Origin of the sequence: Pseudoalteromonas sp. bablab_jr011, assembly GCF_016464045.1 — a bacterium.
Lineage (GTDB): Bacteria > Pseudomonadota > Gammaproteobacteria > Enterobacterales > Alteromonadaceae > Pseudoalteromonas > Pseudoalteromonas lipolytica.
Genome location: NZ_JACDWU010000082.1, coordinates 51747 through 63131 on the forward strand (window position 1 = coordinate 51747; position 11385 = coordinate 63131).

The following is an 11385-nucleotide window of genomic DNA, read 5'->3' on the forward strand; positions in this document are numbered from 1 at the left end:
CAGGAACGCTAAAGGCACAGCAACGAAAATCTACCTGAATATCATAAGCGGATGTTTAATCTATCTTGTGATGATATTCTAATATAGCTAACAATCAAGCAAACTGGCTACTGTTTTATATTCTTTAATTGGTTGATTTTTTATGAAAACAATCTTAATCATGCGCCATGGCGAAGCAACGCCTATGCAAGCAGATGATGCAGCAAGACAATTGACGCCAACGGGTCAACAAGAAGCCAGTAGGATGGGGAAGTGGTTAGCATGTCATTATAAACCAGACGCTTTGTTGGTAAGTCCGTACTTACGTGCCCAGCAAACGGCTGAGAATGCAACACACAATATTCCGTTACTCTACAAAGAAACGTGTCGCGACATTACTCCCGACGGTGTACCACAAGTGGCTACTGATTATTTAGAAACGTTAATCGCGATGCATCCACAGTGTAATACTTGGCTAGTCGTCGCTCATATGCCGATCGTGAGTTATTTAGTTGATCAATTGAGCCCTGGTAATATGCCTATTTTTAATACGGGTGCTGTAGCGGTCATTGAATATGATGAAACGAAACAGCGAAGCCACTACTTAAGTATTCACTCGCCAAATAACGTCGAAATATAGCAGTATGTCTGTTAAATTACTGTCACTGTTAACTATTTAATACATACTATGACAATTGAACGATTACAAACAGGTGCGCGAATGAGCCGCATCGTTAAGCATAACGGCACGGTTTACTTATGTGGGCAGGTGTGCGCTGATGCAGAAAAAGGCATTGCTGAACAAACGCAAACTATGCTCGATAAAGTTGAAACTCTGCTAATTGAAGCCGGTAGCAGCAAAGAGCATATGTTAAGCGCCACCCTCTATCTTAAAAGCATGGAATACTTTGCCGATATGAATGCTGTGTGGGATGCATGGGTACCTGAAGGTCATGCCCCCGCGCGTGCCTGTGTTGAAGCTAAAATGGCGCGTGACGCGCTACTTGTTGAGATTTCAGTTGTTGCAGCCGCCGTTAAGTAACGAGCAACGAATCAACAAGATGATTGCTGATTTTAACCAGCAGTCATCTCGTCAAATTAGTACTTTGCCTGCTTGGCATTTTTGCGATAATGAGGTGGATGCCAATGAATGCGCTGACCTTGTTCTGCAAGGAGTCAAGCGAGCGACCACCTCATCACTGTATTGGTTTGAAGCTAATAACGAGGCGCTCCCTCGGGTTGGTGACTTGGCTATTTTTACGAACTGGCAAGGGCGGCCGCTTGGCATTATTGAAACCACCTCTGTTGTTATCACCCCTTATAATCAAATTACCGAAGCGTATGCTGCGTTAGAAGGCGAGGGCGATAAAAGCCTTCGTTATTGGCAACAAGTGCATTGGCCATACTACCAGCGAGAATTACACGGCACAGCTTATTCACGTCATCCTGAGATGCCCTTAGTGTGCGAGCAATTTCAGTTAGTTTTTAAGGAGTCATCATGAGTTCAAATCCCGTTGTGCTTATTACTGGTGGTGGGCGTGGTATTGGCGCAGCAACAGCTAAACTATTTGCCAAGCATGGCTATGATGTGTGCATTAACTATAAATCAGACCAACAAAGCGCCGAACAAGTTGCCAAAGAAATCGAAAAGCAAGGGGTTAAAGCGCACACCTTTCAGGCAGATGTGGCTGATGAGCAACAAGTAATGGCTATGTTTGCTGCACTTGATAGCACGGTGTCACGCTTAGATATACTGGTTAACAATGCTGCGATGATGAAGCCACAAATGTCACTTTTAGAAATGGACGCGGCGCGTATTAATGCTATTTTGAGCTGTAATGTGACAGGGGCATTTTTATGTGCGCGAGAAGCTATAAAGCGAATGCACAAAGGCAGTATTGTTAATGTGTCATCGGGGGCTTCACGGACAGGTTCAGCGAATGAGTATTTAGATTATGCTGCCTCAAAAGGCGCACTTGATACCTTTACCATAGGCCTTGCAAAAGAAGTCGCCAGTATGGGAATTCGTGTTAATGCTGTAAGGCCCGGCTTAATTTATACCGACATGCACCGTGATGGTGGTGAAGCTAATCGCGTAGACCGCTTAAAAAGTAAATTACCACTCGGGCGAGGCGGTGAGGCTGATGAGGTCGCCAAAGCTATTTATTTTTTGGCCTCAGAGCATGCATCGTTTACCACAGGCAGTTTTGTGGATGTATCTGGTGGGCTGTAAGACTTAAAGTAAAATGCTTAACCAAACAGTAAAACTTATAACGCTCAGTGTGGTTGATATGACGACAGCACTTGCGAGCGTTGCTTGATGTTGTTTTATTTGGTTAGCTATTAAATACGCATTCACTCCTAATGGCGACGCACTGAGCAATACCAGTACAGTCATCAAAGAGTGTTCAAGGTTGAAAACCTGAGTTGCAAAAAAGTACACACTACATGGTAAGACTACGAGCTTAATGATGGTTGCGATAAGGGATGCTTGCCAGTTATCTGCCACCTTATAAAACGCTAAATTTGCGCCTAACACAAACAGTGCGCAGGCAATAGCTGGCTTGGCAAGTAAGCTCAAACCATTCGCCAAATCGTGATAAAGCGTTACACCCAATAAGTTAATCGCAAGGCCACTGCTTATACTTAGAACCACAGGATTCAGTAACATATTTTTCGCGAAGGCTCGCCATGAAAAGGTTTGCTGCGATTTTGCACTCAATAGAAAAGTCAGTGTAAACAGTAAAGCGCTGTGAAAGGTAATGATCATAAACACAATCCCAACCATTTGCTGCCCAAGTGCGGCGATAATAATTGGTAGCCCGACTAGTACGGTATTAGAGTAGCTACTACCCAGCGCAAACACGGCATGGCGAGATGCGGCTGATTGCTTATAAATTACATAGCGATCAAGCAAATACCCGAGTGCGTAGATTGCTAATACAGGAATATAAAAGCTTAAAAATCCAGCAATACTAACGCTACTATGTAAATCTGCTTGCGCCATATTGACAAATAGAAATGCCGGAACGCTAATATAAAAAGTAAATTTACTGAGGCCTGCGATGTGTTCTTTCGATAAAAATCGGCTACGACTACTAATGTAGCCACTTAGCACGATAAAAATCAGTGGAAAGATGATCGAAAAAATATGCACTTGTGGCCTTATTAAAAGTGACGTTAACGTCGGAATTCGTCACTTTGTGGAAGGTTAATTAAAATAAGTACTGCGCCTTTACCGCCAAATTCAAGCGGGGCTTGGTGCATAGCAATAACATCGGGATGTTGCACTAAATACTGCGGTACTTTGTGTTTTAAAATACGCTCACCAATCCCATGCACGATACACGCGCAGTAGTAATGTTGTTTTTTACATTCGTGAATCAGTCCTGCAAGCTCATCTTTGGCAAGTTCTTTATTTAACCCATGTAAATCAAGGGTTAGCTCAGGTACGTAGTCACCACGACGCAGTTGTTTTGCCAAGTAGGAATCATGTCCTGGTTTGACATAGCTTACAGTGCCGTGCGTATCAATATCTGGCACATATTCGTCTGAAAAGAAAAATTCTGACTGATGTTGCTTTTTTTGCTGGGAAAATTGCTTCGCTTGTGACACTTTAGGCTTGTTAGTAAATCGGATAGTGTCTTGTTTAAATGCTTTGGCACCACTGATACTCTGACGAAATAAGTCTATATCGTCAGTGCTGATGTGATTGTTGTCGTGGGGATCTTTTTTCATGGCGGCAGTCTAAACAAAAAAACGCTAAAAATCGAGTAAAAAGCAATTGAAAAGACGGTACAATACGCGTCAGAACAGACTTTGAAAGTTAAGGAACATACATGAACCATTTCCAAATAGAAGACGCAATTTTAGACGAGGCAATTGCTGAACTTTCAACGTTGCACGATTGGTTACGTTGGACAACCAGTCAATTCGCGAGCAGTGGTATTTTCTTTGGCCACGGCACAGATAACGCATGGGATGAAGCGGTCAGCTTATTGCTACCAGCACTAAGTTTACCTGTTGATGCACCTAAAGAGCTAATGCATGCGCGTTTAACGAGCACTGAAAAAAATCGTTTAGCAGCATTAATCGCTGAACGTATTAACGATTGCACGCCAGTGCCTTATTTAACAAATATTGCCTGGTTTGCCGGCATGCCATTTTATGTTGATGAGCGTGTATTGATTCCGCGTTCACCTTTTGCTGAGCTAATTAACAACCGGTTTGCTCCTTGGCTTGAAGAGCCTGAGTCGGTAACCCGCATTCTTGATTTATGCACAGGCTCTGCATGTATCGCCATTGCGCTTGCACAAGCTTTTGAAGACGCGCAAGTTGATGCCGTCGATATTTCGTATGAAGCCTTAGAAGTTGCTGATATTAATATTAGTGATTACATGCTTAATGAGCGTGTATTACCTATTCAGTCAGACGTATTTAGCGGTGTGCCAGGACAAAAATATGACCTGATCGTTGCTAACCCGCCTTATGTTGATGCTGAAGACATGGCCGACTTACCGCGCGAATTCCACCATGAGCCAGAGCTTGGTTTAGCATCGGGCCATGATGGACTTGACGTCACTCGTACCATTTTAGCTGAAGCAGCAGAGCATCTAACTGATAACGGTTTGTTATTTGTCGAAGTTGGTAACTCTATGGTACATATGGATGCACTGTACCCAGGCGCGCCGTTTGAATGGATTGAATTCGAACAAGGTGGCTTAGGCGTATTTGTGATAAGCAAACAACAGCTTGTTAATTATTTCGCCGATTAATAGCGAATTTAAAAGCCGAGCCTTAGGGCTCGGTCTCAGTAGCCAGGAATGAGGAAAGTTAATGGCAGGTAATAGCATAGGGCAGTTATTTAAGGTGTCCACCTTTGGTGAGAGCCACGGCGTTGCATTAGGCGGCGTTGTTGATGGCACACCAGCAGGCCTTGAAATTAGTGAGGCCGATTTACAAATTGACTTAGATCGTCGTAAACCAGGGCAAAGTCGTTATACAACACAGCGCCGTGAAAGTGACGAAGTCAAAATTCTTTCAGGTGTATTTGAAGGTAAAACCACAGGCACAAGTATTGGTTTACTGATTGAAAACACCGATCAACGTTCAAAAGACTACGGTAAAATCGCTGACGTATTTCGCCCAGGTCATGGTGATTACACCTACTGGCATAAATACGGTATCCGCGATTATCGTGGCGGTGGTCGCTCATCAGCTCGAGAAACCGCGATTCGAGTGGCGGCAGGAGCGATTGCTAAAAAATATTTAAAGCAATTTCATGGTATTGAAGTACGTGCATGTTTAAGTCAGCTTGGGCCTATTAAAGCCGAAAACTATAACTGGGATGAAGTAGAAAACAATGCGTTTTTCTTCCCCGATACCAGTAAATTAGACGCGCTTGATGAGTACATGCGTGAGCTTAAAAAGCAGGGTGATTCGGTAGGCGCTAAAGTGAAAGTAGTCGCTAAGAATGTGCCTGTTGGCTTAGGTGAGCCAGTATTTGATCGTCTTGATGCTGAGCTTGCGCACTCACTAATGAGCATCAACGCGGTAAAAGGAGTTGAGATTGGTGATGGCTTTGATGTCGTTGAGCAAAAAGGCTCAGAGCACCGTGATGAGCTGACCCCAGATGGTTTTACATCAAATCACGCGGGGGGAGTGCTTGCGGGTATCTCGACAGGACAAGATATTATTGCGTCTATCGCGCTTAAACCAACGTCAAGTATTACGATTCCGGGTAACAGTATAAATACCAGCAACGAAGCCGTTGAAATGATCACCAAAGGTCGTCACGACCCGTGTGTGGGTATTCGTGCAATCCCCATCGCTGAGGCGATGATGGCGATTACCTTAATGGACCATTTATTACGCCAGCGTGGCCAAAACCCTCATGTTAGCCACGAGCATGGGCCAATCAAAGGCTCAATCTAAAAGTATCTATTTAGAAAAAGTAATGAGCGCGATAGCTTTCAAGCCATCGCGCTTTTTTGTGTTTTAATTTAAAATTTTAACAGAGGCAATAAGCTGTTTTTTTGATCAGTCCATTCTGCAAGTTGATAATTCCCGTAGTGCTTTATAGGCGATAAGTCACTAATAGAAACATCATTTAAAAAAGTGTGATTACTGGTTAATACCACCCAGTCAGAGCCCAGAGATTTTAAGCCACGCCCTTGATAGCTGTACTTTATTAACGTTTTATCAAAATGCTGGCTGTGGGCTTGTAATACGGGCAATAAATCGATGTGGTTATTGGAAATATGCACGATCAGCACGCCATTTTCATTGAGTCTTTGCCAATAGAGCGACATAGCTTCTCGAGTGAGTAAGTGCGCGGGAATAACATCACTTGAAAAAGCATCAATGATTAACACATCAAATGTTTCTTGATGATTTTTTTGAAGCGCAATTCGACCATCACCTATGGTTACTCTCACATTGGCTTTACTGCTATTTAAATAAGAAAAATAATTCTTTGCCATGTCATGCACTGCAGGATTGAGTTCAAAAAAATGGAGGCGGTCACCTTGACCCACAAACTTTGCGAGTACACCAGCTCCTAAACCAATGACACCTATGTTTAATGCGCCCTGTTGTTTTAAAATCGTGAGAGATTTAGCAACACCCGTATGTTGATGATAATAACTTTGACCAAGGAATTGATTATTATCAAGTGGCTCTGCGCCATGGATGGTTGTGCCATCTATTAAGCGCCTTTCTTTTATTGTATTGGTATGAATATCTTTTACTGTGAGGTAACCGTAAAAATTGCGGCTCGTAGCAACATTATACTGATTAAAGTTTACGGCTAAGAAACAATAGCATGAGAGCCATACAACAGCGGTTGCAACGAGGGTGTACTTAATGTGTTTATTACCTGTTTGGGTTTTAAATTGGCAATAGCAAATAAAGCTAAAAATAACAGCTAACCCCAGTAGATACTCATCAAGTTGCACGAAAAGTAAAGGAGCAATCATGGTACTGCTAAGTGAACCTAGCACACCTCCTAGGGCAATATAAAAGTAAAAAGTGGTTAATTGAGCGTTATCAGGGGCTGTACTTCTTAGTTCACCATGACACACCATGCAGGCGGTTAATAAGATAGCGCAATACATAATGAGTTGAGCTAGTGCGCTAAATTGGCTGCCAAAATAAAACATTAACAGTCCAGCAAACACTGCAAATACAAACGTATACGCCCACACATAACGCTGATAATTTACTTTATTGGCAAATGTATAACTAAAAGTGAGTAAGTAAATCACCAGTGGCAAGGACCAAAGTAATGGCATTGGTGGAATATTAGTACTGATCATATGTGTTGTTGACACTAACATCGCGGTACTTAAGGCACTCAAAATAATCCAGATTGATTTTCCTTGTGATAGCTTTGCACGATTCGCTAACTGAGGTTTTCGGGCTACTTTAAGGTCTTTTTTTAGCAAAAACGCCATTATTAATAGTAATAAGGCACAGTAGCAGAGTAGCCCAAAAAGCCAATATGACTTTTGCTGCTCTAGCGAAAACAGTAATTCAAATATAAATGGGTAACTCATTAACGCCATTAAAGAGCCTAGGTTTGAAATAGAATACCAATGGTACGGAACATGTCTTGCAAAGGCTTGGATATACCAACGCTGTAAAAGCACACTGGTTGCGCTAAGTAGCATAAAAATGGGGCCTATTTCTCGCAATAAATGCACAAATACAGCGAGAGTTGGAGGCCAATCAGTGAAGTGAAAAATTTCGTTTTGTAAGTAAATAACCAGTGTTGCAATGATAACCAAGAACAGGTGAGTAACTACTTGTAATGTAATCGTGTACCGACTGATATAGTGTGCATAAAAATAACCAAGCAATAGCATTGTTTGATAAAACACTAAGCTGGCTGACCAGACAGAGGCACCTCCACCAAAGTGAGGTAAAAGTTGCTTTGAGAGCAGAGGCTGAATTTGAAAAAGTAAAAAAGCACTGATGAAAATAGTGGTGATTGATAAAAGTTTATACATTGTTTTTGTTACCTATTGAAAGATGAAAAAACAATCTATGAGTTTGAGTAAAGCCACAATGGAGTAATGCTTGAGTTTCTCTTAAGAAAACCTTAACCTTTGATTCGTCAATATTTATTGGAGCAGTAAGTGGCGAGTTATCGAATCGGTAAATTTGCGATTGATGAAAGCAGATGTTTAATTTCATCGCAAGAATATGAGCAAGTTGTCGAGCCCAAAGTCATGGATGTATTACATACCCTTTATATTCATCAGGGGAAGGTCGTAAGCCAAGAAATGATCTTCGCTGCGGTTTGGCCTAATTCAATATTTAATCCAAGCTCAGTACAGCGTTGTATTGCGTTATTAAGAAAAGCCTTAAAAGAAGATGCCAAGAACCCTCAATTTATAATTACTCATCCAAAACGGGGTTATAGCTTGGAGCAGGTTGAATTGAGCCAATCAACTAAAGCAACTAAAGCAAAAACGCAATGGTTGCCGTTGCTACTCGTGGTACTCGTTTTTACAGGCGTTGTAGTTTGGCAAATGATTGCTGATAAGCAAGCGCATCCAAGTTTTAGTCAATTAATGCCACTGACGTCAAGCGAACTGAATGAATCTAATTTATCTTTATCGCATAATGGTAACCACTTAGCCTTTGTTCGAGGTGATAAAGGCAACCAACATATCTGGTTAAAGGAATTAGCCACAGGTCGAGAAGCTAGGCTCACGAAGTTTGCTGCAAGTTATTTTGCCTTAGGGTGGTCTTCACAAGACAATGCGTTGGCGTTTGTCGAAGCGAGTGAGCATAATCAGTCACTCCAAACTTTATCGCTTGATTTATCGTCATTTGTGGCACGTGAGAAAACGACTGTCAATCGCTTTACCGAGACGACACTGACGAGCCATCATATTTATTGGGGAGCTGGAGAAGTACTCTATTTTATCGAGAAAAATAAACAAAGTAATGACACCCAATTGGTTTCACTGGATATAAACAGTAAACAAAAAAAGCGCTTACTAGCGGCTTCTGAGCAAGATTGGTTACTTGTTCATGCGTTATCAAATGATGGTAGTAAAGTCGCGTTAGGTTTTGAAGCAGGACAAAATAAATACCGTATCGATGTGCTTGAGCTTGCTAATAATACAGTGAAAACCATTGCAGTAATAGAAAACGGTATTCAAGGTTTGAGTTGGCATCCAAACAATCAAGCGTTATTAATAAGCCAACGTAACCAACTTATAAGTTTAGATCTTGAAGGTGAGCTGCAGCTTATTCCGTTTAATAATTATCAAATAATTCGCGATGCCCAGTACACTTCATCTGCTGAGTCAATTTTAATGGAATTAGTGAATGTGGATGTTGATATTGTCAGTCAAACACGAACAGATCCAAATACACTTACAAAGCGGGTGGATACTTCCTCGGTTGACTTTCTGCCAGTGTTTTCACCGGATTCAACAAAATTTGTATTTGAGTCACATCGCTTTGGACTAAAACAATTATTTTTGTATGAAAATGAAAAACAGAAATTAGTCTTCGCAAATCCAGATAACGAAGAGCTGTTTGGTACTGTATGGCATAAAAATGGTCAGCAAGTATTCACTGCAAGCAAAGATACCTTATATAAAATTGATATTGTCAGTGGGACCTATGAAGCTATTCCACATCCTCATCACTCATTTTATTTACGCGAAATGTATCATAATGAAGAATCCATTTTAGTCTCTTACCGCGCAAAAGATGGGGTTACATTTCACCCAGCTAAATTTGATTTAAATGATCTATCGCTGACGCCATTTTCTGGTTCTGGTAAACGCTTGAGTTGCTACGGTATGGACTTAGATGATAAAGACCAGATTTATTTTTCAAATAGTAATGAAGTTTTTCGCGTAAATTCTGACGGTGATATTGAGTTAATATGGCAGTCTCAACAAGATGAAATTATTGGAATTGCAGTTGAAAAGCAGCAATTAGCTATCACCTTAGAACAGCCGCATAGTATCAAATATCAAACGATTGATTTAGTTTCATCTGATAGCGAAAGTTGGCAATTAACAGCCCCAAAACAGCATATGCTGATTAATGCGTCACACGATTTGAATGAGTTTTTATACTTAACCGACCCTAAACGTACGCGCAAATTAGTCAAACTACTTTAATATGTTCTATCAGAGACTTAAGTTGCTCAAGGCTGACGGGGTTATGAGCATGATTACCATGCAAAAGCACTATATCAATCACTGGTAAGAGGGGGAGTGTTTCATCGGTAATTTCTTCTACGCTCTTTTGCATACTAATGCGTGCCATGCTCCCTATTGCGAGATTTTGCTCAATTAAACCATGTAAAGCCCCCACAGAGCCGCAGCAGGCGATAATATTAAAGTGTCGCTCTGCTTTCAGTAGACCTTCGATGCTGGCTTGGTGAAATTTACAGTCGCGTTGAAATAAGGCCAGTGGTAAGGGGGTTGCAGGGTTTAATTTAAAAGACGGACTTTTCACCCACACTCCTTGGCTTGATTGTATTAGGTAACCTTCCTCTGAGTTCGGTGAACGGGTCGCAATCACTAAATCAAGTTGACCTTGGTCAAGCTTAGCCCTTAACTCACTGCTAGGTGCGCAGCTAATTTGTATATCCAGCGCAGTATTTAACGTGCGCAGTGAATTCACGAGTCGCGGTAAAATTGAATGGGCGTAATCATCAGGGCAGCCAATACGAATTCGACGGTTTCCAGTGCCTGCTTGAAGTTGCTTAAAGGCCTCATCGTGAAGATTGATTAACTGCTTTGCATAACTTGCTAATTGATGACCTTGTTGGGTAAGCACTAACTGGCGTCCTTGCTTCTCAAATAAAGAACTCCCTATGTCTTGTTCTAGTTTTTTCATCTGCATACTTACCGCAGATTGGGTTCGGCAAATCTGTGCGGCTGCGCGGGTAAAACTGCCCGTGTCTACAAAAGCACAAAAAGTTCGTAAGGCATCAATATCCATGATGTATCAGTTTCTCTTATGGGTTGTATAAGAACAATTGGCGAGTAATTCGCCTTTTGCTGCTCTATAGTGGTGTTATACCATTTTGCAAAAATACTTAATTATTTCGAGTGATTAAACCAGTCGCTACCTGCGTTAAAAATTTCTGATTTACGACTGCATGGATGCAGGAGGTAGAGCAATGCAGGAGCAATTGCCGAGAACAACTAAATAACTAAATTTTTGCCTTGTTATCAACGCGGTTTTATTGCCTCAAAATAGACCACTTAATTAAGCGGAATGGTATAATAAAGCGGTAAGCAGAAAAGAGCTACTGTCGATACTCACCACGTCTCCTCGTTGTAAAGTTGTTATGGAATCATGTGGCGGTGCTCATTATTGGGCACGCAAGGCGCGTAGTGTTGGTCATGAAGTCGTGATTCTAGA

The 11385-nt window shown here is 41.6% G+C and carries 11 protein-coding genes; 7 read left to right on the forward strand and 4 right to left on the reverse strand.

Annotated elements, in window-relative coordinates; translation table 11 throughout:
- Positions 1 to 142 precede the first annotated feature (142 nt).
- From sixA to JIG41_RS02690, 4 genes are read left to right on the forward strand one after another with little or no spacing between them, the layout of a single operon-like run.
- Entirely contained in the window at positions 143 to 619 is a 477-nt protein-coding gene (sixA, locus tag JIG41_RS02675; RefSeq protein WP_036969950.1) for a phosphohistidine phosphatase SixA, read from the forward strand.
- 48 nt (positions 620 to 667) lie between these two features.
- Positions 668 to 1021, forward strand: coding sequence for a RidA family protein (locus tag JIG41_RS02680; protein WP_199524217.1), 354 nt, complete (start codon positions 668 to 670; stop codon positions 1019 to 1021).
- Between the two features lie 19 nt (positions 1022 to 1040).
- Entirely contained in the window at positions 1041 to 1481 is a 441-nt protein-coding gene (locus JIG41_RS02685) for an ASCH domain-containing protein (RefSeq protein ID WP_075593883.1), read from the forward strand.
- Positions 1478 to 2212, forward strand: coding sequence for an SDR family oxidoreductase (locus JIG41_RS02690; RefSeq protein WP_065978779.1), 735 nt, complete (start codon positions 1478 to 1480; stop codon positions 2210 to 2212). The genes JIG41_RS02685 and JIG41_RS02690 overlap by 4 nt, the downstream gene beginning before the upstream one ends.
- A 3-nt stretch (positions 2213 to 2215) precedes the next feature.
- Here JIG41_RS02690 and JIG41_RS02695 read toward each other — a convergent pair whose 3' ends face one another.
- Complete coding sequence (locus JIG41_RS02695; protein ID WP_118844111.1) at positions 2216 to 3136, reverse strand: AEC family transporter; 921 nt, start codon at positions 3134 to 3136, stop codon at positions 2216 to 2218.
- Between the two features lie 23 nt (positions 3137 to 3159).
- Complete coding sequence (gene smrB / locus JIG41_RS02700; protein ID WP_036969939.1) at positions 3160 to 3717, reverse strand: endonuclease SmrB; 558 nt, start codon at positions 3715 to 3717, stop codon at positions 3160 to 3162.
- Between the two features lie 101 nt (positions 3718 to 3818).
- Here smrB and prmB point away from each other — a divergent pair, with 101 nt between their 5' ends.
- Both prmB and aroC read left to right on the forward strand, forming a co-directional pair.
- Positions 3819 to 4754 carry a 50S ribosomal protein L3 N(5)-glutamine methyltransferase gene (gene prmB, locus JIG41_RS02705; RefSeq protein WP_065978781.1) on the forward strand — a complete coding sequence of 312 codons (936 nt, stop codon included), beginning with the start codon at positions 3819 to 3821 and terminating at the stop codon, positions 4752 to 4754.
- A 61-nt stretch (positions 4755 to 4815) separates the two neighbouring features.
- Positions 4816 to 5913: a chorismate synthase gene (aroC, locus tag JIG41_RS02710; protein ID WP_036969935.1), complete on the forward strand. Its 1098-nt coding sequence runs from the start codon at positions 4816 to 4818 to the stop codon at positions 5911 to 5913.
- Positions 5914 to 5981: 68 nt separating this feature from the next.
- Here aroC and JIG41_RS02715 read toward each other — a convergent pair whose 3' ends face one another.
- The gene (locus tag JIG41_RS02715; RefSeq protein ID WP_199524218.1) at positions 5982 to 7988 is read right to left on the reverse strand and encodes a fused MFS/spermidine synthase; all 2007 of its coding nucleotides are present in this window, start codon (positions 7986 to 7988) and stop codon (positions 5982 to 5984) included.
- Between the two features lie 129 nt (positions 7989 to 8117).
- On the opposite strand from JIG41_RS02715, the gene JIG41_RS02720 reads away from it, so the two are divergent.
- Complete coding sequence (locus JIG41_RS02720; RefSeq protein WP_199524219.1) at positions 8118 to 10130, forward strand: winged helix-turn-helix domain-containing protein; 2013 nt, start codon at positions 8118 to 8120, stop codon at positions 10128 to 10130.
- Here the strand turns inward: JIG41_RS02720 and JIG41_RS02725 are convergent.
- Entirely contained in the window at positions 10117 to 10959 is an 843-nt protein-coding gene (locus JIG41_RS02725; RefSeq protein WP_199524220.1) for a LysR family transcriptional regulator, read from the reverse strand. The two genes, JIG41_RS02720 and JIG41_RS02725, sit on opposite strands and share 14 nt — an antisense overlap.
- Positions 10960 to 11385: the final 426 nt, after the last annotated feature.